This window comes from Asanoa sp. NPDC049573, assembly GCF_040676615.1.
Classification (GTDB): Bacteria; Actinomycetota; Actinomycetes; order Mycobacteriales; family Micromonosporaceae; genus Asanoa.
The window spans coordinates 298,521-321,275 of record NZ_JBFAPI010000002.1 but is presented as its reverse complement, the minus strand read 5'-3'; the positions used below and the strand labels follow the sequence as shown (position 1 = coordinate 321,275).

21 protein-coding genes are annotated in these 22,755 nt (G+C 71.2%); 14 read left to right on the top strand and 7 right to left on the bottom strand.

What is annotated here, in order from left to right:
- The first annotated feature begins 61 nt into the window (after positions 1 to 61).
- The 4 genes from AB0J74_RS05050 to AB0J74_RS05035 are packed head-to-tail and all read left to right on the top strand — an operon-like array spanning position 62 to position 4,672.
- Entirely contained in the window at positions 62 to 1,615 is a 1,554-nt protein-coding gene (locus tag AB0J74_RS05050) for a sugar transferase (protein ID WP_363444809.1), read from the top strand.
- Between the two features lie 31 nt (positions 1,616 to 1,646).
- Complete coding sequence (locus tag AB0J74_RS05045; RefSeq protein WP_363445456.1) at positions 1,647 to 2,429, top strand: inositol monophosphatase family protein; 783 nt, start codon at positions 1,647 to 1,649, stop codon at positions 2,427 to 2,429.
- A 51-nt stretch (positions 2,430 to 2,480) separates the two neighbouring features.
- The gene (gene cysD / locus AB0J74_RS05040) at positions 2,481 to 3,386 is read left to right on the top strand and encodes a sulfate adenylyltransferase subunit CysD (RefSeq protein WP_363444807.1); all 906 of its coding nucleotides are present in this window, start codon (positions 2,481 to 2,483) and stop codon (positions 3,384 to 3,386) included.
- Positions 3,386 to 4,672 (top strand): GTP-binding protein, encoded by a 1,287-nt coding sequence (locus AB0J74_RS05035; protein WP_363444805.1) that lies wholly within the window; start codon positions 3,386 to 3,388, stop codon positions 4,670 to 4,672. The genes cysD and AB0J74_RS05035 overlap by 1 nt, the downstream gene beginning before the upstream one ends.
- Before the next feature lie 48 nt (positions 4,673 to 4,720).
- Here the strand turns inward: AB0J74_RS05035 and AB0J74_RS05030 are convergent, their stop codons facing one another.
- Positions 4,721 to 5,443, bottom strand: a complete 723-nt coding sequence (locus tag AB0J74_RS05030; protein WP_363444803.1) for a rhomboid family intramembrane serine protease — start codon at positions 5,441 to 5,443, stop codon at positions 4,721 to 4,723.
- Positions 5,440 to 6,591, bottom strand: a complete 1,152-nt coding sequence (gene galK / locus AB0J74_RS05025; protein WP_363444801.1) for a galactokinase — start codon at positions 6,589 to 6,591, stop codon at positions 5,440 to 5,442. The genes AB0J74_RS05030 and galK overlap by 4 nt, the downstream gene beginning before the upstream one ends.
- Positions 6,592 to 6,650: 59 nt before the next feature.
- Here galK and AB0J74_RS05020 point away from each other — a divergent pair, with 59 nt between their 5' ends.
- On the top strand, positions 6,651 to 7,679 hold the full coding sequence (locus tag AB0J74_RS05020) for a hemolysin family protein (protein ID WP_363444799.1): 1,029 nt from the start codon (positions 6,651 to 6,653) through the stop codon (positions 7,677 to 7,679).
- On the opposite strand, the gene AB0J74_RS05015 is transcribed toward AB0J74_RS05020, so the two are convergent.
- Positions 7,676 to 8,893 (bottom strand): hypothetical protein, encoded by a 1,218-nt coding sequence (locus tag AB0J74_RS05015; RefSeq protein ID WP_363444797.1) that lies wholly within the window; start codon positions 8,891 to 8,893, stop codon positions 7,676 to 7,678. The two genes, AB0J74_RS05020 and AB0J74_RS05015, sit on opposite strands and share 4 nt — an antisense overlap.
- Positions 8,880 to 9,404 (bottom strand): SigE family RNA polymerase sigma factor, encoded by a 525-nt coding sequence (locus AB0J74_RS05010; RefSeq protein WP_363444795.1) that lies wholly within the window; start codon positions 9,402 to 9,404, stop codon positions 8,880 to 8,882. The genes AB0J74_RS05015 and AB0J74_RS05010 overlap by 14 nt, the downstream gene beginning before the upstream one ends.
- Positions 9,405 to 9,489: 85 nt before the next feature.
- Between AB0J74_RS05010 and trpS the strand changes: the two genes are divergently transcribed.
- Genes trpS through AB0J74_RS04995 form a run of 3 tightly spaced genes read left to right on the top strand, consistent with a single transcriptional unit; the run spans position 9,490 to position 11,999 of the window.
- Positions 9,490 to 10,515 (top strand): tryptophan--tRNA ligase, encoded by a 1,026-nt coding sequence (gene trpS, locus AB0J74_RS05005; protein WP_363444793.1) that lies wholly within the window; start codon positions 9,490 to 9,492, stop codon positions 10,513 to 10,515.
- Between the two features lie 46 nt (positions 10,516 to 10,561).
- A complete protein-coding gene (locus AB0J74_RS05000; RefSeq protein WP_363444791.1) occupies positions 10,562 to 11,533 on the top strand; it encodes a YihY/virulence factor BrkB family protein in 972 nt (323 codons plus the stop codon).
- Positions 11,534 to 11,540: 7 nt separating this feature from the next.
- Positions 11,541 to 11,999, top strand: a complete 459-nt coding sequence (locus tag AB0J74_RS04995; RefSeq protein ID WP_363444789.1) for a hypothetical protein — start codon at positions 11,541 to 11,543, stop codon at positions 11,997 to 11,999.
- 86 nt (positions 12,000 to 12,085) lie between these two features.
- Here the strand turns inward: AB0J74_RS04995 and AB0J74_RS04990 are convergent, their stop codons facing one another.
- From AB0J74_RS04990 to AB0J74_RS04980, 3 genes are all read right to left on the bottom strand, one after another.
- Positions 12,086 to 13,702, bottom strand: coding sequence for a glycoside hydrolase family 13 protein (locus AB0J74_RS04990; protein WP_363444787.1), 1,617 nt, complete (start codon positions 13,700 to 13,702; stop codon positions 12,086 to 12,088).
- Positions 13,703 to 13,778: 76 nt separating this feature from the next.
- Positions 13,779 to 14,798: a LacI family DNA-binding transcriptional regulator gene (locus AB0J74_RS04985; protein ID WP_363444785.1), complete on the bottom strand. Its 1,020-nt coding sequence runs from the start codon at positions 14,796 to 14,798 to the stop codon at positions 13,779 to 13,781.
- Positions 14,799 to 14,816: 18 nt separating this feature from the next.
- Entirely contained in the window at positions 14,817 to 15,404 is a 588-nt protein-coding gene (locus tag AB0J74_RS04980) for a TetR/AcrR family transcriptional regulator (protein WP_363444783.1), read from the bottom strand.
- Between the two features lie 103 nt (positions 15,405 to 15,507).
- Between AB0J74_RS04980 and AB0J74_RS04975 the strand changes: the two genes are divergently transcribed.
- The 6 genes from AB0J74_RS04975 to AB0J74_RS04950 all read left to right on the top strand — a co-directional run bounded on the left by AB0J74_RS04975 (position 15,508) and on the right by AB0J74_RS04950 (position 22,723).
- Positions 15,508 to 16,482, top strand: coding sequence for a hypothetical protein (locus AB0J74_RS04975; RefSeq protein ID WP_363444781.1), 975 nt, complete (start codon positions 15,508 to 15,510; stop codon positions 16,480 to 16,482).
- 240 nt (positions 16,483 to 16,722) lie between these two features.
- Entirely contained in the window at positions 16,723 to 17,799 is a 1,077-nt protein-coding gene (locus AB0J74_RS04970; protein ID WP_363445454.1) for a BMP family ABC transporter substrate-binding protein, read from the top strand.
- A gap of 152 nt (positions 17,800 to 17,951) precedes the next feature.
- Entirely contained in the window at positions 17,952 to 19,451 is a 1,500-nt protein-coding gene (locus tag AB0J74_RS04965; RefSeq protein ID WP_363444779.1) for an ABC transporter ATP-binding protein, read from the top strand.
- Between the two features lie 91 nt (positions 19,452 to 19,542).
- The gene (locus AB0J74_RS04960) at positions 19,543 to 20,736 is read left to right on the top strand and encodes an ABC transporter permease (RefSeq protein ID WP_363445452.1); all 1,194 of its coding nucleotides are present in this window, start codon (positions 19,543 to 19,545) and stop codon (positions 20,734 to 20,736) included.
- A gap of 4 nt (positions 20,737 to 20,740) precedes the next feature.
- A complete protein-coding gene (locus AB0J74_RS04955; protein WP_363444777.1) occupies positions 20,741 to 22,021 on the top strand; it encodes an ABC transporter permease in 1,281 nt (426 codons plus the stop codon).
- Between the two features lie 9 nt (positions 22,022 to 22,030).
- Positions 22,031 to 22,723 carry a cytidine deaminase gene (locus AB0J74_RS04950; RefSeq protein WP_363444775.1) on the top strand — a complete coding sequence of 231 codons (693 nt, stop codon included), beginning with the start codon at positions 22,031 to 22,033 and terminating at the stop codon, positions 22,721 to 22,723.
- Positions 22,724 to 22,755: the final 32 nt, after the last annotated feature.

Genomic DNA, 22,755 nt, shown 5'->3' with positions numbered 1-22,755 from the left:
GTATCGCCTGCCCGGTTTTGCCCGTTGTGTCTTAGGCGGAGCTTAACCGGGGGAGGCGTGGGTGCAGCAAGGTCGGTTCGATCACGCCACCGTGCGCGAACTGATGGACCGCGGGCTCGAGGCCGGTGACCGCGAGCGCCGCCCGCGGCGGGCCGACCCGCCCCAGGAAAGACGGGGCTCACTCCTGCGCCGGATTCCCGGCCGGCACGCCGCCCTGTCCCGCCGGGCGGCGTGGGAAGGGCGCTACATCCGCACGCTGCTGCTGGCCGACCTCGCGGTCGGTGCCGCCGCCGGCGGGTTGGCGTTCAAGCTGCGCTTCGGCGACGACCTGACCCGCTACAACCAGGACTATCTGGTGCTCTCGGCGCTGCTGCCGGTGGCGCTGGTCGTCGCCGTCGGCCTGTCCCGGGTGTACGAGGCCCGGTTCCTGTTCGTCGGCACCGACGAATACCAGCGGGTGATCCGGGCGGGGCTGAGCCTGATCGCCGGCGTCGCGATGGTCTCCTACGCCCTGGAGATCCCGCTCGCCCGCTCGTACGTGCTGATCGCCCTGCCCGCCGCGACCTTCGCCACCGTCGCGGTCCGGTTCGGCCTGCGCAAGCGCCTGCACCGGGCCCGCGAGAAGGGGGACTGCCTGCGCCGCGTGATCGTGGTCGGCCACGAACTGGCCGTCATCCACCTGGCCCGGCAGCTGCGCCGCGAGCGCTACCACGGCCTGGAGGTGGTCGGCGCCTGCCTGCCGCCGCAGCACGACGGCGAGGTCGGCCTCCCGGTCTACGGCACCTTCGACGACGTCGCCGACGCGGTCGACAGCTCCGGCGCCGACACGGTCATCGTGCTGTCCTGCCCCGAGATCGACGGGCAGACGCTGCGCCGGCTGGCCTGGCGGCTGGAGCGCGACGAGATCGACCTGATCCTGGCCAACGCGCTGATCGACGTGGCCGGCGACCGCACCACGATCCGGCCGGTCGACGGGCTGCCGATGCTGCACGTCGAGCACCCCCGGCTGGAGGGCGCGGCCCGGCTCGGCAAGGAGGTCTTCGATCGGTTGGGTGCCGCGGTGCTGTTGGCGCTGCTGTCACCCGTCCTACTGGTCGTCGCCCTCTGGATCCGGCTCGACTCGTCCGGGCCGGTACTCTTCCGGCAGGTACGCACCGGTCGCGACGGCCGGGAGTTCCTGATCTACAAGTTCCGCAGCATGTACCTCGACGCGGAGGCCCGGCTGCAGGAACTGCGACACCTCAACGAGCACGACGGCGTTCTCTTCAAGATCCGCAACGACCCGCGGATCACCCCGGTGGGGCGCCGGCTGCGCCGGTTCTCGCTCGACGAGCTTCCGCAGCTGTTCAACGTGCTGCTCGGCCAGATGTCGCTGGTGGGCCCGCGACCGCCGCTGCCTCAGGAAGTGGCGCAATACGCCGACGACGTGCGGCGCCGGCTCGCGGTCAAGCCCGGGATGACCGGGCTGTGGCAGGTGTCGGGCCGGTCCGACCTGCCGTGGGAGGAGGCGGTCCGGTTGGACCTGCGCTACGTGGAGAACTGGTCGCTCTCCCTGGACCTGGTGATCCTGATGCGCACGCTGGCCGCCGTGGTGCGCCCGAGCGGCGCCTACTGACAACGAGGAGACACCCCTCATGACTCCGCCGGTGATCGACGGCGCGTTCGCCCGCTGGCTGGCCGGGCGCGCCGGTGAACTGCTGATGCGCACCCGGGCCGAGGTCGGCTTCGCCGACCCGCACGCCCTGAAGGCGGCCGGTGACAAGCTGTCACACGAGCTGATGCGCACCGAACTGGCCCGCTGGCGGCCGGCCGACGCGGTGCTGTCCGAGGAAGACAAGGAAGCCAGGTCCGCCGGCACCGCGGCCGACCGGCTGGGCGCCGAGCGGGTCTGGATCGTCGACCCGCTCGACGGCACCCGCGAGTTCTCCGAGGAGGGCCGCGACGACTGGGCGGTGCACGTCGCCCTCTGGGGCCGGCACGGCACCAGCCCGCACAAGCTGCTCGCCGGCGCGGTCGCGATCCCGGCACAGCACCGGACCCTGGCGACCGACTTCCCACCCACGTACCCGCCGATGGGTCCGCATCCTCGTTTGCGCCTGGCCGCGAGCCGCAGCCGGCCCCCGGCCTTCCTGGCCGACCTGGCCGCCGGGCTCGATGCCGAACTGGTGCCGATGGGCTCGGCCGGCGTGAAGATCGCCGCGGTCGTCGGTGGCGAGGTCGACGCCTACGTGCACGCCGGTGGGCAGTACGAGTGGGACTCCGCGGCACCGGTCGCTGTGGCGACGGCCACCGGTCTGCACGCTTCCCGGATCGACGGATCTGCGCTGAAATACAACGAGACCGATCCCCGGCTCCCAGATCTGGTGGTCTGTCGCAAGGATCTGGCCCCACGGTTGCTCGCGGCGCTGCGGCAACACATCCCGGGGTAGAGTCGCTCCGGAAAAACCTAGTTATCCACTAGACAATTTCGAAGGGGTTCCATGCCGCCGGCCTACCGGGTCTCCCACCTCGCGGCGCTCGAGGCGGAGAGCATCTTCGTCATGCGCGAGGTCGTCGCCGAGTTGGAGCGCCCCGTGCTGCTCTTCTCCGGCGGCAAGGACTCGATCGTGATGCTCCGGCTCGCCGAGAAGGCGTTCGCGCCGGCGCGAATCCCGTTCCCGGTGATGCATGTCGACACCGGTCACAACTTCCCCGAGGTGATCACCTTCCGTGACCGCCGGGTCGCCGAGTTGGGCCTGCACCTGCTGGTCGCCAGCGTGCCCGAGGCGATCGAGTCGGGCCTGGTGGTCGAGTCGGCCGACGGGATGCGCAACCGCATCCAGACCCCGGTGCTGCTCGATGCGGTGGAGAAATACCGCTTCGACGCGCTCTTCGGCGGCGCCCGGCGCGACGAGGAGAAGGCCCGCGCCAAGGAGCGGATGTTCAGCTTCCGCGACGAGTTCGGCCAGTGGGACCCCAAGAACCAGCGTCCCGAGTTGTGGTCGCTCTACAACGGCCGGCACCACGTGGGCGAGTCGATCCGGGTGTTCCCGCTGTCCAACTGGACCGAACTCGACGTCTGGCACTACATCCAGCAGGAGCGCCTCGACCTGCCGTCGATCTACTACGCGCACGAGCGGACGGTGCTGTCCCGCGACGGCATGCTCTACGCGGTCAACGAGTTCATCCAGCCGCGCGGCGCCGAACAGCCGTTCACGGCCAAGGTGCGCTACCGCACGGTCGGCGACGCGTCGTGCACGGCGGCGGTCGAGTCCGCCGCCGACACCGTCGAAAAGGTGATCGACGAGGTCGCCGCCACCCGGATCACCGAGCGGGGTGCCACCCGCGGCGACGACCGGGTCAGCGAGGCGGCCATGGAAGACCGCAAGCGAGAGGGCTACTTCTGATGTCGGCGCCGACTTCCACCGAGCAGCGCACCATGGACCTGCTCCGGTTCGCGACCGCGGGCAGCGTCGACGACGGCAAGTCGACGCTGATCGGCCGGCTGCTCTACGACACCAAGTCGCTCTTCACCGACCAGCTCGCCGCCGTCGAGGCGGTCAGCGCGGCCCGCGGCGACGAATACACCAACCTGGCGCTGCTCACCGACGGCCTGCGGGCCGAGCGCGAGCAGGGCATCACGATCGACGTCGCCTACCGCTACTTCGCCACGCCGCGGCGCAAGTTCATCATCGCCGACACGCCCGGGCACATCCAGTACACCCGCAACATGGTGACCGGTGCGTCCACCGCCGACCTGGCGCTGATCCTGGTCGACGCGCGCAAGGGCCTGGTCGAGCAGTCCCGCCGGCACGCGTTCCTGTGCTCGCTGCTGCGCGTGCCGCACCTGGTGCTCTGCGTCAACAAGATGGACCTGGTCGACTGGTCGCAAGAGGTCTACGAGCGGATCGCCGACGAGTTCACCGCGTTCGCGGCCAAGCTCGAGGCTCCCGACCTGTCGGTGGTCCCGATCTCGGCGCTCAAGGGCGACAACATCGCCTCACGATCGGACAACATGCCCTGGTACGAGGGCCCGTCGCTGCTGCACCACCTGGAGCGCGTGCACATCGCCTCCGACCGCAACCTGGTCGACGTGCGCTTCCCGGTGCAGTACGTGATCCGTCCACAGTCGACCACGGTGACCGACTACCGCGGCTACGCGGGCCAGGTGGCGTCCGGGGTGCTCAAGCCCGGCGACGAGGTGATGGTGCTGCCGTCCGGCCTGACCAGCCGGATCGCGGCGATCGACACCGCCGACGGCCCGGTCACCGAGGCGTTCCCGCCGATGTCGGTGACGGTCCGCCTGGAAGACGAGATCGACATCTCCCGCGGCGACATGATCTGCCGACCCAACAACGCGCCGGCCGTCGCGCAGGACATCGAGGCGATGGTCTGCTGGATGGACGAGACCAAGCCGTTGCGGGTGGGCGGCAAGTACGCGCTCAAGCACACGACCCGCTCGGTCCGCACGGTCGTCCGCGACCTGCACTACCGCCTCGACGTCAACTCCCTGCACCGCGACGAGGAGGCCGGCGAGTTGCGGCTCAACGAGATCGGCCGCCTCAAGCTCCGCACGACCGCGCCGCTGCTCGCCGACGAATACCGCCGCAACCGCACAACGGGCGGCTTCATCCTGGTCGACGAGGCCACCAACCGCACGGTCGCCGCCGGCATGATCGTCGAAGCGAGCTGACCAAGGCCCAATCGGGGCCGCTTTACCAGGATCCGCGTTGGGCAGCGACTACGCGCGGCGGCGGGCGGCCGCGAAGGTGAGGGCGGCGCCGAGGAGCAGTGGCGGCCCGTGGATGTTGCGCAGGCCGGTCAGGGCCATGCCCACCGCGAGCGCGCCGGCCCCGACGACGCGGCCGAGCGTCCGGTTGCCGCGGCCCTGCTGGCCGCCCGCGATGAGGGCGACCTGCACGGCCGCGCCGGCCGCTACGCCGATGTAGAGGGCCACCACCGAGGCGGTGCCGAGCAGCGCCACCGACCACCAGGCCACGCCGGCCGGCATCCACAGGTGGCGCGGGTGGAGTGCCTCGCCGAGCGCGTCCGACCGCCAGGCGGCGCTGGCGCGCAGCGGCCGGGTCAGCAGCGCGACCGTCAGGGCGCCGGCCAGGCCGCAGATGGCGATCGAATTGCCGCCGCCCGTCGGCTGCCAGACGACCGCGATCACCTCGGCCACCAGGCCGAAGCCGAAGTAGCACACCGCCCAGAGCCAGCGGCGCAGCACCAGTTCGGCTAGCGAGCCGACCACCACCAGGAAGAACAGGTTGGAGATCGTGCCGAACCAGCCGCCGTCCTGCACGACGAGCGAGGTGACCAGCCGCCAGACCTCGCCGTCGCGGATGGCCGGGGTGCGCTGCAACGTCGTGAGCACCGACGGGAACGCGAACTGGAGCAGGCTGGGCACCGCCGTCACGACGAAGACGGCCGACGTCAGGGGATAGCGGCGCGGCAGGGTCACCCGACCCGCTCCGCACCGGCGCCCGGGCGGGCGGCGAACCAGACCGGTGCGGTGAACGCCCGTTCGGCATAGCCCGCCGCGACCGCGGCCGCCACGGCATCGAGGGCGTCCGCGTCGACGAGCGCCAACACGCACCCGCCGAAGCCGCCACCGGTCATCCGGGCACCATAGGCCCCGGCGGCGAGCGCGGTCGAGACCGCGAGGTCGACTTCGGGCACGGTGATCTCGAAGTCGTCGCGCATCGACGCGTGCGACGCGGTCAGCAGCGGGCCGATCTCCCGGACCCGGCCGGCGCGCAGCAACTCGACGGTGTCGAGCACCCGCTGGTCCTCGGTCACCACGTGCCGCACCCGGCGCCGCATCACCTCGTCCGGCAGGGCGGCCAGCGCCGCGTCGAGGTCTTCGACGTCGCGCAGGGCCGGCACGCCGAGCAGCGCCGCCGCTTCCTCGCAGGCGCGGCGGCGGGAGGCGTACTCGCCACCGGCGTGCCGGTGCGGCGCCCTGGTGTCGACGACCAGCACGGCCAGCCCGGAAGATGCGACGTCGAACGGGATCTGCTCGATTTCCAGCGTGCGGCAGTCGAGGAAGAGCGCGTGGCCGGCCTCGGCGCGGATCGACGCGGACTGGTCCATGATTCCGCAGGGCATGCCGACGTAGTCGTTCTCCGCCCGCTGCGCCAGTTCCGGCCGCTCGGCCACCGGCACCGCCAGCCCACCCAGGTCGGCCAGTGCGGTCAGCACGGCCGATTCCAGCGCGGCCGACGAGGAAAGGCCGGCGCCGGCCGGAACGTCGGAGGCGACGGCCAGGGACGCACCCGGCACGTCGTGGCCCGCGGACCGCAGCGCCCATACGACGCCCGCGACATACCCGGCCCAGCCGTCAATTTTGCCCGGCTGGTCGGCCTGCGCCGCATCGAACTCGATCGTCTCGTCACTCTGCTCCGACCACACCCGCCACCGCGGCGACGGCAGCGGCGCGGCGGCCACCACCGTGCGGTGCGGTAGCGCGAACGGCAGCACGAAACCGTCGTTGTAGTCGGTGTGCTCGCCGATGAGGTTGACCCGCCCCGGCGCGGCCCACAACCCGGCCGGCTCGGCACCGAAAGCGGAGGAGAAGCCCGCGGCCGCGCGGGCGGTGACGTCGCTCATGGGCTGCATCCCATCACAAGCGTTCGGCGCGAGGAGCGGGACGTGTCTACGATCGCTGCATGCAGGCAGGGCCCGCTGCTAGTCAACCCGGCACAGCCGGGCCCCGTCGGCGTTTTCCGGCGGGGCGTCCCCAGCGGAATCCAGGACCGGTCGCCCGGCGGCTCGCCCGTCTCGTGGTGCGCACCGCCGACGGGCTGACGGCCGCGCTCGGCGCCGACCCGTCCTCCGGCCGCGAGCAGATCAGCGAGGCTGACCTGCGCGACCTGGTCGCCGCCAACACCCGCCTCGACCCGGTCGAACGCCGGATCATCGACGAGGTGCTGGTCGCGCGCGACACCATGGTGCGCGAGGTGATGCGGCCGCGTACCGAGGTGATGTTCCTGTCCGCGGGACTCACCCTGGCCGACGCCGCCCATCGGGTACGCGAACAGACGCACACCCGCTATCCCGTGGTCGACGGCACCCACGACGACGTCGTCGGTTTCGTGCACCTGCGCGACCTGCTGATCCGCCCGGAGGGCGACGGCCGGGTGACGATCGGCGAGCTGACCCGCGAGGTGAAGCGGATCCCGGCCAGCAAGCGGGTGCTGGTGGCGCTCAGCGAGATGCGCCGCGAGCGGCACCACCTGGCCGTGGTGATAGACGAGTACGGCGGCACCGCCGGCATCGTCACGCTCGAAGACCTGATCGAAGAGGTGGTCGGCGAGATCCACGACGAGTACGACATCGAGCCCGACCCGGTGCCCGGCCGCCCGACCGATCTCGACGGCCGGCTCAACCTGGCCGACTTCGCCGAGCGCGCGGGGTTCGACCTGCCGCCCGGACCCTACGAGACGGTCGGCGGCTATGTGATGGCCCGCCTGGGCCGGGTGCCCCGGGTCGGCGACGAGGCGCCGGTGCCGGCCGCCGAGAAGGGCGCCGACGAAGGCTGGGTGCTGCGGGTGCTCGAACTCGACGGGCGCCGCGTCGCCCGGGTCGCCATCCGCGTGGTCGAACCGCCACCGGTCCAGGTGATCGCGACCATCCCGATGCCGATGCTGCCGCCCCGCCGGGAGCCGGCCACCGAGCGGGCCACCGCGCGCGACTAGTAGACCTGGAGCTTCTGCCAGTCGGCGCCGTCGGTGGAGAACGCCGCCCAGGTGTCGTCGAACAGGCGGTAGGCGACGTAGCCGGCGTAGGTGCGGCGGATCGAACCGACCGCGGGCAGGCCGGCCACCGGGGTGAAGGTGGCCCCCGCGTCTTCGCTCACCCACCACGAGCTCGGCGTGCCGAGCGGCCGCACGAGCAGGAGCCGGCCGTCGAGCAGCGGCACCGGGTCGCCGGTGAACCGTGTCGGCGTTTCCTGCCCGCCGGTGGAAGCCGGCAGGTAGGTCGCCGCGAAGCCGCGACCGTCGGTGGAGTGGTAGATCCCGAGCACCTCGCCCGCCTCGTTGCGGGCCACCGCGTAGACCTCGCTGCCCAGGGTGCTGACGGCGACGGTGTCGGTCGCGGTGGCCGGCTCGGGCAGGGTCGTCTTCTTCCACGTGCGGCCGGAGTCGTGGCTGACCGCGACCGCCGGGGCGGCGCCGTCGAGACCGCCGACCCACCAGGCGCCGTCGCCGGCCGGTGCCGGCGCCACCCAGCGGACGGCGAGGCCGGGCTGGTGCGCGAGCGGACCGAGCGGACCGCGGTCGGGACTGACCACGATCACCCGCCCGGCGGGCTGCTCGGCCTGGGGCAGTTCGCCCTTGCCGATCGAGGCTCGGGAGGTTTGCGTCGGCGGCGTGACGATGTGCCACCGGGTCGCGTCGGCCGATGCCCAGTAGAGATCGGTGCCGCGCAGGAGCCAGCGACCGCCGGGGAAGGCGATCACGTCGGTCAGCCCGGCACCGCTCGGCGACTGCGCGACCTCCTGCCAGTGCACGCCGCCGTCGGCGGTGCTGGCCAGCGGAGGGCATTCCTTGTCGCAGCCGGCCGCGGCGACGCCGTGCTGGGGGTCGGTGAACTCCACGTCGGCGATGGCGCCGTCGAGGCTGAGGACGGGATCGGGCGACAGACCGGTGATCTTGATGCCGCCGCCCTGGTAGACCGGGGCGATCGCCGGCGGCCTGGTCGCGGTGATGTCGGGCGTGCTGTCGTGCTGCCAGGGCCGGGCACCGATGCCGATCACAGCGAGCAGGGCGAGCACCGTGGCGCCGGCGGCGGTGGAACGGCGGCGCCGGATGCGGCGCGCGCGGCGACGGACGTCGGCCAGCGGTGGCTGCTCGATCTCGTCGAGCAGGGCGGTGCGGGACCGGGCGAGCCGGTTGTCAAGATCGGGCACGGGTCACCTCCGTCCGGTAGCCGTCGAGCTGGCCGGCCAGCGCCGTGCGGGCCCGGGACAGCCGCGACTTGACCGTGCCGGCGGGCACGCCGAGCAACGCGGCGATCTCGTCGACCGGCAGGTCGGCGTAGTAGTGCAGGACGACCACCTCGCGGAAGCCGGCCGGCAGCGTGGCGAGCGCCTGGCGCAGGTCGGCGCGCTCGGGCCCGGGCGCCGGCTCGACCGTCTGCGCCACCGGCCGGTCGCGCAGCATGATCGTGTCGAGCAGCTTGCGCCGCCGCCAGCGCCGGCGGACGACGTTGACGGCCACCGTGCGCAACCAGGCCTCGGGGTTGTCGACGTCGGCGAGACCCCGCGGCCGGGCGATGGCCCGGGCGAACGCCTCCTGCACCACGTCTTGCGCCTCCGTCAGATCGCTGGTGAACGCGTAGACCTGCGCGACCAGACGCCGATAACAGGCGTGGTAGAGCTCTTCCATCGCCTGGTCGGTCGTGCCCCGGTCGCGCGCCAATCGCCGTCCTCTCCGTTACTGGCCACACCGTACGAGTTCCGAGGGGCCGGTGGGGTTCCCAGAGAGAGCTGGCAGAATTGCCGGCATGTCCGACGCTCCCACCGCCCGGCCCCGGGTGCTCTCCGGCATCCAGCCGACCGCCGACTCCTTCCACATGGGCAACTACCTGGGAGCGGTCCGCCAGTGGGTGGCGTTGCAGGACACCCACGACGCCTTTTACTGCGTGGTCGACCTGCACGCGATCACGGGCGGCCACGACCCGGCGGTGCTCCGCGCCCGCAGCCGGGTCTCCGCCGCGCAACTGCTCGCGCTCGGCCTCGACCCCGAGCGGTGCACCCTCTTCGTGCAGTCGCAGGTGCCCGAGCACCCGATGCTGTCGTGGGTGCTGAGCTGCATCACCGGCTTCGGCGAGGCCAGCCGGATGGTGCAGTTCAAGGACAAGTCGGCCAAGCAGGGCGCCGACCGGGCGAGCGTCGGCCTGTTCACCTACCCGATCCTCCAGGCGGCCGACATCCTGCTCTACCAGGCCGACGCCGTGCCGGTGGGTGAGGACCAGCGCCAGCACCTCGAGCTGACCCGCGACCTGGCCGGCCGGTTCAACACCCAGTTCGGGAAGACCTTCACGTTGCCCGCGCCGTTCATCGTGCGCGACACCGCGAAGATCACCGACCTGCAGGAGCCGACCGCCAAGATGTCGAAGTCGTCTTCGTCGCCGGCCGGCATCATCGAGTTGCTCGACGACCCGGCCAAGTCGGCCAAGAAGATCCGTTCCGCGGTCACCGACACCGGTCGCGAGATCATCTACGACCCGGCGACCAAGCCCGGCGTCTCCAACCTGCTGACGATCTACTCAGTGCTCGGCGGCAGACCCATCGACGAGCTTGTCCTGGCGTACGAGGGCAAGGGCTACGGCGACCTCAAGAAAGACCTCGCCGAGGTGGTCGCCGAGTTCGTCAAGCCGATCCAGGAGCGCACCAAGGGATATCTCGACGATCCGGCCCAGCTCGACAAGCTGCTCGCGATGGGTGCCGACAAGGCACGCGCGGTGGCGTCGCCGACGCTGGCCGCGGTCTACGAGCGGGTCGGCTTCTTCCCCAGCAGAGGCGCCTGACACACACCGGCGGCGCGGGTCCGCGTAGATCCGCAAGAATGCCCATGTGAACGTCTTCGCGCGTCTCGAGGCCCGCATCAACGGGGCCATCGACCGCGCGCGCGAGCGGTCCGGAGCGTTCGACCACTTCTGGCGGGCCGCCGACCGGTTCGGCTACGTGCTGGGCGGTCGGCTGGCCGCGGCGATCGCCTACTACGGTTTCTTCGCGATCTTCGCGTTCGCCCTGGTCGGCTACGCCGCCTTCGGCTTCGTGCTCAACGACCGCGGCGTCAACGAGGCCGTGGTCAGCTTCCTCACCGACAACCTGCCGTTCCTCGACATCAAGAGCGTCGAGAACGCGGTCAACGGTGTGCAGACCACCGGCCGGCCGATCGGCATCATCGGCCTGATCGGCCTGGTGTTCACCGGCATCGGCTGGGTCGAGGCGCTGCGGTCGTCACAGCGGGCCGTGCACGGCTTCAAGCAACAGCCGGGCAACCTGGTCGTACGCCGGATCATCGATATCGGTGTGCTCTTGATCGTCTTCGTCATGCTGATCGTCTCGGTCGGCGCCGTCGACGGGCTCAGGACCCTGCTCACCTGGCTGATCGGCGACGGCGGCGTGTGGCTGATGGTGCTGACCTACGTGTTGACCGTGCTGGTCAACTTCGTGATCGGCTTCGCGCTGCTGTGCGCGATACCGCGGATCCGGATGAGCCCGATCCGGCTGATCCTGCCGATGGTGATGGTCAGCGGCGGGCTGACCATCCTCAACTCGGTCGGCCGGCTCTACGTCGACTGGGTGCGCAGCAACGCCGCGTACGCCCTGATCGGTCCGATCGGTCTGCTGGTCTACCTCTACCTGTTCAACCAGGTGTTGATCTGGGCGGCCGCGGCGGCCGCCACCGACACCCACGGCACCGTGCGCGACCTGAGTGCCGAGCGGGTCACCCCGCCGCCATTGCACCTCACCTCGCCGGTCGATCATGACGAAGATGACGGGCCGAACGGGCACCAGGGGCCGTCCGGCGGCGCATGATGGTCGGATGGGTGCACTGGTGACCTTGCGGCTGCCCGACGACTCGCCGCTCCACGAGCTGCCGTGGATCATCACGTTCGGCCCGCTGGCCGACGACGAAGAATGGGAGCCGATCGTGAGCGGGCCCTACGAGCGCCCGCACGCGCTGGCGCTGGCCCAGTCGGTGGTGGCCGACGAGGAGTTGATGGCCGTCGTCGAGCCGCTGATGCCGCACATCTCCACCGACGAGATCCGCGGCGAGATCGAGGCGGCCCGGATCGCGGCGCTGCACGAGGAGCGCCCGTCCGACGGCTCGCTCGACGACCTCGACCTGGAAGACGCGGGGCTCGACGGCGAGACCGGCGGCGAGGACGAGGGCCTCGACTACGAGGGGCACGCCCTCCCGCCGCCCAATCCCGACCAGCTGATGGCCGGCTGGGGCCGGATCGCGGCCAAGCTCACCGCGCCCCGGGCCGACAACCCCTGAGACATGGCGGTGCCCCGGCGGACGCGAGTCGACGCCGGGGCACTTACCCACCACACCCCCACCACAGGGGCCTCGTGGGTAATGGGTTACCCCAAGGGCACCGGTTTCAACCAGGCCGCGCCGTCGACCGGCAGCAAGTCTTCGTCGAGGGGCTCGCTGGCGAGGATCGGAGCGCCGTAGCGGCGCACGTCGACCGGCTCGCTGCCGAGGTTGACCACGCAGGTCAGCTCGCCGCGGCGGAACGCCAGCACCCCAGGTTCGGCCTGCAGCCAGGTCAGCTCGCCGCCGCCCAGCGCCGTCTCGGCCCGGCGCAGCCGCAGCGCGGCCCGGTAGAGCTCGAGCGTCGAGCCGGCGACGCCGTCCTGCGCGGCCACGGTGCGACCGGCCCAGGTGGCCGGGGCCGGCAGCCAGCTACCGCCGGTGCCGAACCCGTAGGGCGCGGTCTGGCCGGCCCAGGGCAGCGGCACCCGGCAGCCGTCGCGGCTCTCGCCCGTGCGCCGGAAGGCCGGGTCCTGCCGCAGCTCGTCGGGGATGTCGAGGACCTCTTCGAGGCCGAGTTCCTCGCCCTGGTAGAGATAGGCGACGCCGGGGAGGGCGAGCATCATCAGCGCCGCGGCCCGGCCCCGGCGCAGGCCGACCTCGCCACTGCCGTACCGCGTGACGTGTCGCCGCTTGTCGTGGTTGGACAGCACCCAGGTGGTCGGCGCGCCGACCAGGTTGGCCTCGGCGAGCGCGGTGTCGATCACCTTGCGGAACGAGTCGACGCTCCAGGTCGCGTGCAGGAAGTCGAAGTTGAAGACCTGGTGCAACTCGTCGGGGCCGACGTAGCGGGCCAGCCGTTCGGGCGTCGACGCCCACGCCTCGGCGACCGCCATCCGGCCCGGGTAGCTGTCCAGGATCCGCCGCCAGGACCGGTAGATCTCGTGTACGCCGTCCTGGTCGAAGTAGGGCAGCACGGTGCCCTCGAGCAGCCGGCTCTGCCGCTGGTTGCGCCCGGTCCTGCTGCTGTAGCCCACGTCGGGCAGTCCGGGCGCCTTGATGTTGCCGTGCGCCACGTCGACCCGGAAGCCGTCGACGCCCCGGTCGAGCCAGAACCGCAGGATGTCTTCGAACTCGGCCCGCACCTCGGGCAGCTCCCAGTTCAGGTCGGGCTGCTCGGGGTCGAAGATGTGCAGGTACCACTGGCCGTCCGGGACCCGGGTCCAGGCGTCGCCGCCGAAGATCGACTCCCAGTCGTTCGGCGGCTCGGCGCCGTCCGGCCCGCGGCCGTCACGGAACAGGTAGCGCTCGCGCTCGGGCGAGCCCGGCGCCGCGGCCAGCGCGGCCTGGAACCAGGCGTGCGCGCTGGAGGTGTGGTTGGGCACCACGTCGATGATCACCCGCAGGCCGAGCGCGTGCGCGTCGGCGGTCATCGCGTCGAAGTCGTCGAGGTCGCCGAACATCGGGTCGACGGTGCGGTAGTCGGTCACGTCGTAGCCGCCGTCGATCATCGGCGAGCGGTAGAACGGCGTGAGCCAGATCGCGTCCACGCCGAGGTCCCGTAGATAGGGCAGGCGGTCGCGGAGACCGGCTAGATCGCCGATGCCGTCACCGTTGGAGTCGGCGAAACTGCGCACGTAGACCTGGTAGACGACCGCGTCCCGCCACCAGTCAGCGCCTGCTTCATCCGCATTGACTGCGAATTGCCCCTGTTCCCTTGGCACCGAAGAAGCATGCCGGAAACAACCTCGTGACTGCAAGGACCCGACAGGGCTTGCGCAAGCTTCGCAAGGAGCGCTTTCAGTGCGTCCTGGCGATCCCGGTCGACGAACGGACGACGAGTTCCGGGCGGAACAGATACTCCGAATGCGGTGCGGCGTGCCCTTCGATCTCGTCGACCAGCGCCCGCACCGCCGCCACCGCCATCGCCTCGACCGGCTGCCGGACCGTGGTCAGCGGCGGGTCGGTGAACGCCATCAGCGGCGAACCGTCGTAGCCGACCACCGAGACGTCGTCGGGCACCCGCAGGCCGCGGCGCCGGGCGCAGCGGATCGCGCCGAGGGCCATCATGTCGGAGCCGCAGACGATGCCGGTGACCTCGGCGTCGAGGAGCCGGTGGGTGGCGGCCTCGCCACCCTCGACGCCGAAGAGCGACAACGAGATCAGCCCGCCGACCTCCTCCTCGGAGAGGCTTCCCTGTGCCCGCATCGCGGCGCGGTAGCCCTCGATCTTGCGGCGCACCGGCAGGAACCGGTCCGGCCCGCTGATCAGGCCGATCCGGCTGTGGCCGAGCGCGGCCAGGTAGGCGACGGCCAACTCGGCGGCGGCCTGCTCGTCGGGGGAGACGAACGGCGCCGCCAGGCCCGGCACGTAGCCGTTGACCAGCACGATCGGCAGCTCCCGGGCGACCAGCCGGCGATAGCGCTCGTGGTCGCCGGTCGCGTCGGCGTGCAGGCCGGAGACGAACACGATGCCGTTGACCTGGCGGTCGAGCAGGATCTCGACGTATTCGTCCTCGGTCACCCCACCCGGGGTCTGGGTGCACAGCACGACCGTGTAGCCGCGCTGCGCCAGCGCCGACTCGATCGTCTGCGCGAACTCCGGGAAGATCGGGTTGTTGAGCTCCGGCACCACCAGGCCGACCAGGCCCGCGCTGCGCCTGCGCAGCCGGGCGGGGCGCTCGAGGCCGAGCGCGTCGAGGGCCGCGAGGACGGTTTCCCGGGTGTCCGGGGAGACCCCGGGCTTGTCGTTGAGCACCCGGGAGACGGTCGCCTCGCTGACCCGCGCCCGGAGCGCGATGTCGGACAGGCGGGCACGCATGCTGTGCAGGGTATTCGGTCAGGAAGTCAGGGCGCGCAGGCCGGCGATGTAGGTCTTCGGGTCGGGGCCGGCCGCCAGCATCCGCTGCAGCGCGTAGCCCGGGACCGTGCCGAACAGCACCGCGCCGACGGCCTCGACGTCGGCGTCGGCCGGCAGTCGACCGGCGTCGCGGGCCCGCGTGGCCAGCAGCGTGAAGTGACCGCGCATCCGGGTGTAGGCGTCGAAGACGAACGCCGCCAGCGCCGGGTCGCGCATCGCCTCGGCCCAGACCTGCAGGGCGATCCGGAGCAGCCCGTCGGGGCCGGTCTCGCGCTCGACGAACTCGACGGCCCGCTCGACCGCCTCGGTCGGCGCCAGCGGTGGCTCGTGCCGGGCGAGATCCTCGAACATCTCCGAGGCCGCGTCGATCACCGACTCGGCGATCGAGGTGATCAGCTCGTTCTTGCTCTTGAAGTAGCGGTAGACCGCGCCGACCGAGAGGTCGGCCTCGGCGATCACGTCCTGCATCGACGTGTTGTGGAAGCCGTCGCGGGTGAAGCACCGCTGCGCGGCGTCGAGGATCTGCTGTCGGCGGGCAGCGAGGTGGGCTTCGGAGACGCGTGGCATGGGTTACATCTTAAAACGAACGCTCGTTCTTGACTACCGACAGCCATCGATGGGATCCTCGGACCATTGAAGGAGAACGAGCATTCGTTTTAAGGAGATGGTCATGCCTCGCCAGGGTCGCCCGCCGCTCCTGATCGCCGTCCTCATCGGGGTCGGCATCGTGGTCGCGCAGGCTCTGCTCGTCCCGCTCTTCGCGGCGCCCGCCGCCAACCTCGGCCCGCGCGACCTGCCCGTGGTCGTCGCCGGGCCGGCGCCCGCCGCCGAGTCGCTGGTCGCACACCTGCCGCCGGGCGCGTTCGAGATCACCCGGGCACCGGACGCGGCCGCCGCCGACGCGCTGCTGCGTGACCACCAGGCCTACGCGGCGTTCGTCATCGGCCCGACCGGGCCCGCCGTGCACACCGCGAGCGGCGCCAGCCCGACCGTCGCCCAACTCGTCGGCCAGGCCGCCGCCGGGATGAACGCGCCGGTGACCGACATCGCGCCCGGCTCACCCGACGACCCGCGCGGCGCCGGTTTCGCGTCCGGCTTCCTCCCGCTGGCCCTCACCGCGCTGGCCGCCGGCGCCGCGCTGGCCCTGCTGGTCCGCGGCCACTGGGCCCGGTTCGCCGGCGTGCTCGTCTTCGGGGTGCTCGCCGGCGCGGTCGCACCGCTGGTGCTGCAGCAGTGGCTCGGCGTGCTGACCGGCGACTACCTGCTCAACGCGGCCGCGATCGGGCTGTTCGCCACGGCCGTCGCCGGCACCGTGACCGGGCTCGGCGCGGTCGCCGGGCGGCCCGGCATCGGGCTGGCGGTGCTCGCGGTGTTCCTGGTCGGCAACCCGCTGTCGGCGGTCAGCGCGGCGCCCGAGTTGCTGCCCCAGCCGTGGGGTGCGGTCGGCCAGTTCCTGCCGATCGGTGCCGGCGGCTCGTTGCTCCGGTCGACGGCGTTCTTCGACGGGGCCGGCGCCGCCGGGCCGGCCTGGGTGCTGCTCGCATACGCCGCACTCGGCCTCCTGCTGGCGCTGGCCGGCGCCGTCCGCACCCGCCGACCCACACCGGCGCAGGACCCCGCGGCTCGCGTGCCCGCTGCGCTCTGAGCGACATCGGTTAACAAGGGTCCCTTCCTATGCGGAAACCGCTGGGAAGGGGCCCTTCATAACTGCCCGGGCGATTTCGTTCAACCGCAAGTCACGCCTGCGTAACGGCCATCCAACAGTCGAGTCTGGATTTTCGTTCCGCGCGGTAGCTGGGCGTACGCTCCCGAGCAACGTGAACTCACCGCGCATCCCTTGCGGTGTGTAATGGGAAGGGAGACCGTCTTGCGCTCAGTGCGTGGGATGCGGATCGTCGGGATACTTGCGGTGGGTGGCCTTATGGCGGGCCTTGCCGCGTGTGGTGACGCTCCGGAAAGCAGCAGTGGCACCGGCGACAGCAGTGCCGCCCCTGCCGCCGGCACCTATAAGACGTGCATGGTCACCGACATCGGCGGCATCGACGACCGGTCGTTCAACGCGTCGGCGTGGAAGGGCCTCCAGGACGCGCAGGCCGACAGCGACAAGCTGGCCACGCCCAAGAACGTGTCGTCCAAGGCCGAGGCCGACTACGTGCCCAACCTGACGCAGTTCGCGCAGCAGGACTGCAACTTCGTCCTGGCCGTCGGCGGTCTGATGGGCGACGCCACCAAGCAGGTCGCGTCGGCCAACGCCAGCAAGCAGTTCGCGATCGTCGACTCGGCGATCCCGGGTGCGACCAACGTGTACCCGATGCAGTTCGACACCGCGCAGGCCGCGTTCCTCGCCGGCTACCTGTCCGCGGGTTACTCGAAGACCAAGAAGGTGGCCACCTACGGCGGCCTCCCGATTCCCCCGGTCACGATCTTCATGGACGGGTTCGCCGACGGCGTCGCCTACTGGAACCAGCAGAAGAACGACAAGGTCCAGGTGCTCGGCTGGGACAAGACCACCCAGAAGGGCCAGTTCGCCCAGAGCTTCACCGACCAGGGCAAGGGCAAGGCGCTCTCGGACGGTTTCGTGGCGCAGGGCGCTGACGTGATCATGCCGGTCGCCGGCGGCACGGGCCTGGGCACCGCGGCCAACGCGGGCAACAAGTACTCGGTCGTCTGGGTCGACGTCGACGGTTGCGAGAGCGCGCAGCAGTACTGCTCCTCGTTCCTGACCACGGTCGTCAAGAACATCCCCGAGGCGGTCAAGGAGGCGGCGGTCAAGGGTGCCGACAGCACCGGCATGCTGACCGGCTCCTACCTGGGCACGCTGGAGAACAACGGTGTCTCCATCGCGCCCTACCACGACTTCGACACCAAGGTCAGCCCCGAGCTCAAGGGCGAGGTCGACAAGCTGAAGGCCGACATCATCGCGGGCACCGTCAAGGTGACCTCACCGGCCCAGCCGAAGTGATCTGAACCCGGCCGAACAGCCGGTCCCACTCCGGTGGGACCGGCTGTTCCCCGGCCAGGGCCGATCGTGAACAATTCTCCGCACCACACCGTCCCGAGGAGGTCACGCTGAGACTCGAACTGCGCGGCATCACCAAGCGCTTCGGCGACCTCGTGGCCAACGACGACATCCACCTCACCGTCGAGCCCGGCGAGATCCATGCCCTGCTCGGCGAGAACGGCGCCGGCAAGTCGACCCTGATGAACGTCCTCTACGGGCTGCTCCAGCCCGACGAGGGCGAGATCCTGGTCGACGACAAGCCGGTGCAGATCCGCGGTCCGCGCGACGCGATCGCGGCCGGCATCGGCATGGTGCACCAGCACTTCATGCTCGTGCCGGTGTTCACCGTCGCCGAGAACGTGATGCTCGGCGCCGAGCAGACCACCGGCGGCCCGATCGGCTTCCTCGACCGGCGGCGCGCCCGCAAGCTGGTCCGCGAGGTCTCCGACCGCTTCCGGCTGGCCGTCGACCCCGACCGCACGGTCGAAGACCTGCCGGTCGGCGTGCAGCAGCGGGTCGAGATCGTCAAGGCGCTGACCCGCGACGTCGACCTGCTGATCCTCGACGAGCCGACCGCCGTGCTGACCCCGCAGGAGACCGAGGACCTGCTCGAGGTCATGCGCACGCTCAAGGCCGCCGGAAAGTCGATCGTCTTCATCACACACAAGCTCAAAGAGGTGCAGGCGATCGCGGACCGGATCACCGTGATCCGCCGCGGCCGCACCGTGGGCACCGCGGCGCCCGACACCAGCGAAGAGGAACTCGCCTCGCTGATGGTCGGCCGGTCGGTGCTGCTCCGGGTCGACAAGCCCGCCGTCGAGCCCGGCGCCGCCGTGCTCGAAGTGGCCGGCCTGGCCGTCAACGACGACCGCGGCCATCGCGCCGTCGACGGCGTCGACCTGACCGTGCGCGCCGGCGAGGTGCTCGGTGTCGCGGGCGTGCAAGGCAACGGCCAGACCGAGCTGATCGAGGCGATCATGGGCCTGCGCCCGGTGGTCGCCGGCCGCACCACGATCGAGGGCCGGCCGACGCTCGGGCTCTCGACCCGCGAGATCCTGCGCGAGGGCGTCGGCTACGTCCCGGAGGACCGCAGCGTCGACGGGCTGGTCAAAGACTTCACGGTGGCCGAGAACCTGGTGCTCGACATCTTCAACACCGAGCCCTTCGGCACCCGCTGGGTGATCCGGCCGGACGCGATCGCCAAGTCGGCCCGCGAGCGGGTCGAGCAGTTCGACGTGCGCACCGACGCGTCAGGCCAGGCCGCGGTCGGCACGCTCTCCGGCGGCAACCAGCAGAAGGTGATCGTCGCCCGGGAGTTCTCCCGGCCGCTCAAGCTGTTCATCGCCGCCCAGCCGACCCGCGGCGTCGACGTCGGGTCGATCGAGTTCATCCACCGCCAGATCGTCCACGAGCGCGGGCAGGGCACGGCCGTGCTGCTGGTCTCCAGCGAGCTCGACGAGGTGCTCGCGCTCTCCGACCGGATCGCGGTGATGTACCGGGGCCGGGTGATCGCAGTGGTGTCACCGGACACGCCACGCGAGGAGATCGGTCTGCTGATGGCCGGCGTCACGACGGAAGCCGCCGGGGTGAAGGACGGGCACACCGATGACTGAGCAGACGACGGCGACCGCGGAGGACCTGGCCGCGGCCGGTGCCGACCAGTTGCCGCCGCCGAAGACGTTCGCCGGGCGCTACCTGCGCACGATGTGGACCGCCAACACGGTCACGGTGACCGTCCTCGCGGTGCTGCTGGCGCTGGTCATCGGCGGCATCCTGATCGCGGTCTCCGACGAGGCCGTGCGGGCCACCTTCTCCTACTTCTTCAGCCGGCCCTCCGACTTCTTCAGCCTGTCGTGGGACAAGGTCAGCGACGCGTACGCCCAGCTGTTCAAGGGTTCGATCGTCGACCCGGCGGCGGTGCGGGCCGCGGCCAACGGCACCGGCACCTGGGAGCGGGTGTTCTTCCCGATCTCGGAGACGCTCACCTACGCGGCGCCGCTGGCGCTGACCGGTCTGGCGTTCGCGCTGGCCTTCCGCGGCGGCCTGTTCAACATCGGCGTGCAGGGCCAGGCGATCATGGGTGCCGTCGGTGCCGCGCTGGCCGGCTTCCTGCTGCCGCTGCCGGTGGGCATCCACCTGGTCGTCGCGCTGGTGTTCGGCGCCGCCTTCGGCGGCGCCTACGGCTTCGTGCCCGGCTTCCTCAAGGCCCGCACCGGTGCGCACGAGGTCATCACGACCATCATGCTCAACTACGTCGCGCTGTTCTTCCTGGGCTGGTTGATCATCCAGAAGGGCATCCAGGACCCGGAGCGCAGCGACGCGATCAGCAAGCCGGTCGACGACTCGGCGCAGCTGACCCACCTGCTCGGCTTCCTCGGCCCCAGCCTGCGGGTCAACCTCGGCATCGTGGTCGCGGTGCTGGTGGTCGCCGCGGTCGCCTGGTTGCTGCGCCGCTCGACGTTCGGCTTCGAGTTGCGCGCAGTCGGCCTCAACCCGGAGGCGTCGCGCACCGCCGGCATCGGGGTCGGTTCGACCTACGTGCTGGTGATGACCGCGGCCGGCGCGCTCGCCGGCCTCGGTGGCGCGACCATCGTGATGGGCACCGCGGTCAGCCTGACCGGGGCGGTGATCGGCAGCGTCGGCTTCGACGGCCTGCTGGTCGGCCTGCTCGGCCGGGCCAAGCCGTGGGGTGTGCTGTTCGCGGCCCTGCTGTTCGGCGCGCTGCAGGCCGGTGGCAACCGCATGCAGTCGTTCTCCGGGATCTCGCTCGAGCTGGTGGGCGTGATCCAGGCACTGATAGTGATCTTCGTCGCCGCGCCCGCGCTGGTGAAGACCGTGTTCCGGCTCCGGCCGGCCAAGGTCAGCGGGCTCGGGACCGGCATGTCCAAGGGATGGTGAGACCGTGACGGCCAGCACCGTCGACACGGCCCAGGTGGTCGTCGAACCGGTCCGCTACTGGAGCCGCGAGCGCAAGGTCGGTGTCGGCTTGGCGGCCGCCGGCGTCATCGCCGCCGTGCTCTTCGGCGCCCTCGCCAGTGCGCAGAAGGCCGAGTTCACGCTGGCCGAGACGATCAGCGGCAGTGCTGTCGGCGTCAACGGCCGGGTCGGCGCGATCCTGTTCGGGGCGATCGCGGCCGTGGCCGGCGCCGCGATGCTGGTCACCGCCCGGCGCGCGTTCGGCTGGCTGCTCGGCCTCGGCATCGTCGCCGCGCTGATCTCGTTCCTCTGCTGGCAGCTCTCCCAGGCGCCCGACAACCTCAACACGATCCCGCTGGGCAGCGTGGCCCGCAGTTCGGTGACGCTGGCCCTGCCGCTGGTGCTCGGCGCGCTGGCCGGCGTGCTGTGCGAGCGGTCCGCGGTGATCAACGTGGCCATCGAGGGCCAGTTCCTGATGGGCGCGTTCGCCGCGGCGATGTTCGCGACGCTGGCCGGCAGCGTCTGGATCGGCATCCTGGCGGCCGGCATCGGCGGCCTGCTCATCGGCCTGCTGCTCGCGGTGCTGGCGATCCGCTTCCTGGTCGACCAGGTGGTCCTCGGCGTCGTGCTCAACGTGTTCGCCCTCGGCCTGACCGGTTTCCTCTACGAGCAGTTGATGGCCAAGGACCAGACCCGGTTCAACCAGCCGTCGTTCGTGCCCGAGTGGGACATCCCGGGCCTGTCGAAGATCCCGCTGCTCGGCCCCGCGCTGTTCAAGGGCAACATCTTCCTCTACGGCGCGATCGTGCTGGTGATCGTGATCCACGTCGGGCTGTTCTACACCCGGTGGGGCCTGCGCACCCGCGCCGTCGGCGAGCACCCGGCCGCGGCCGACACCCTCGGGGTGAAGGTGCTGGCCGTGCGCTACCGCAACGTGCTGATCGGCGGCGTGGTGGCCGGCTTCGGCGGTGCCTACTTCACGCTGCTGTCGACCACCAACTTCAACAAGAACATGACGTCGGGTCTCGGTTTCGTGGCGCTGGCCGCGCTGATCTTCGGCCGGTGGAGCCCGATCGGCTCGATGCTCGCCGCGCTGTTCTTCGGCTTCTGCAGCGCGCTGGCCGTCAGCCTCGGCTCGATCAACAGCCCGATCCCGAGCGGCTTCCTCAACATGCTGCCCTACATCGCCACGATCGTCGCGGTTGCCGGTCTGGTCGGCCGGGTGCGCGCGCCCGCCGCGGACGGAACGCCCTATATCAAGGGTTAAGGTCTGGTCATGGAGATCGACTGGGTGGCGCTGCGGGCGGCCGCCGTCGAGGTGATGGGCAACGCGTACGCGCCGTACTCGGACTTTCCGGTCGGTGCCGCGGGTCTCGTCGACGACGGGCGGGTCGTGGTCGGCTGCAACGTGGAGAACGCGTCCTACGGGTTGACCCTGTGCGCCGAGTGCGGCATGGTCTCGGCCCTGCACGCTTCGGGCGGTGGCCGGCTGGTCGCGGTCTCCTGCGTCGACGGCGCCGGCCAGCCGCTGATGCCGTGCGGCCGCTGCCGGCAACTCCTCTTCGAGCACGGCGGCCCGGAGTGCCTCGTCGAGGCGGTGCCCGAGCCCCTGCGGGTCGGTGACCTGCTGCCCTACGCCTTCGGCCCGGCCAACCTCGACCGCGGCCGCGGCGCGATCCCCGAGGTGCCCGAACGGCTGGCCCGCTGGCGTGGCCGGGGCACGGTCTTCGTGCACACCGACAGCGCGGGCGGCGCCCTGGTCTGGACCGGCTACTGGGAGCGCTCGTCGGGCGAGGGTGAGGAGAAGGGCATCCTCGAAGAGGCCCCCACCTGGCACGACCCGGCCCAGGGCATCGAGTGGGCGCGGGCCCGCACCGCGCGGATCGTGGTCGTCGACGAGTCCGGCGAGACCTGGTGGGCCGGCGAGGGCCAGGCGCCCGCCGAGATCGGAAAGCGGTGGGAAGCGTGAGGGAGCGGACCATTTGGCTCAGCACGCCGGGC

Bases quoted from the DNA above. Each gene is read 5' to 3' on its own strand.
- cysD (WP_363444807.1), top strand. From the start codon at position 2,481: ATGCCGCCGGCCTACCGGGTCTCCCACCTCGCGGCGCTCGAGGCGGAG.
- AB0J74_RS05035 (WP_363444805.1), top strand. From the start codon at position 3,386: ATGTCGGCGCCGACTTCCACCGAGCAGCGCACCATGGACCTGCTCCGG.
- galK (WP_363444801.1), bottom strand. From the start codon at position 6,591: ATGAGCGACGTCACCGCCCGCGCGGCCGCGGGCTTCTCCTCCGCTTTC.
- AB0J74_RS05020 (WP_363444799.1), top strand. From the start codon at position 6,651: ATGCAGGCAGGGCCCGCTGCTAGTCAACCCGGCACAGCCGGGCCCCGT.
- trpS (WP_363444793.1), top strand. From the start codon at position 9,490: ATGTCCGACGCTCCCACCGCCCGGCCCCGGGTGCTCTCCGGCATCCAG.
- AB0J74_RS04995 (WP_363444789.1), top strand. From the start codon at position 11,541: ATGGGTGCACTGGTGACCTTGCGGCTGCCCGACGACTCGCCGCTCCAC.
- AB0J74_RS04985 (WP_363444785.1), bottom strand. From the start codon at position 14,798: ATGCGTGCCCGCCTGTCCGACATCGCGCTCCGGGCGCGGGTCAGCGAG.
- AB0J74_RS04980 (WP_363444783.1), bottom strand. From the start codon at position 15,404: ATGCCACGCGTCTCCGAAGCCCACCTCGCTGCCCGCCGACAGCAGATC.
- AB0J74_RS04975 (WP_363444781.1), top strand. From the start codon at position 15,508: ATGCCTCGCCAGGGTCGCCCGCCGCTCCTGATCGCCGTCCTCATCGGG.
- AB0J74_RS04970 (WP_363445454.1), top strand. From the start codon at position 16,723: ATGCGGATCGTCGGGATACTTGCGGTGGGTGGCCTTATGGCGGGCCTT.
- AB0J74_RS04960 (WP_363445452.1), top strand. From the start codon at position 19,543: ATGTGGACCGCCAACACGGTCACGGTGACCGTCCTCGCGGTGCTGCTG.
- AB0J74_RS04950 (WP_363444775.1), top strand. From the start codon at position 22,031: ATGGAGATCGACTGGGTGGCGCTGCGGGCGGCCGCCGTCGAGGTGATG.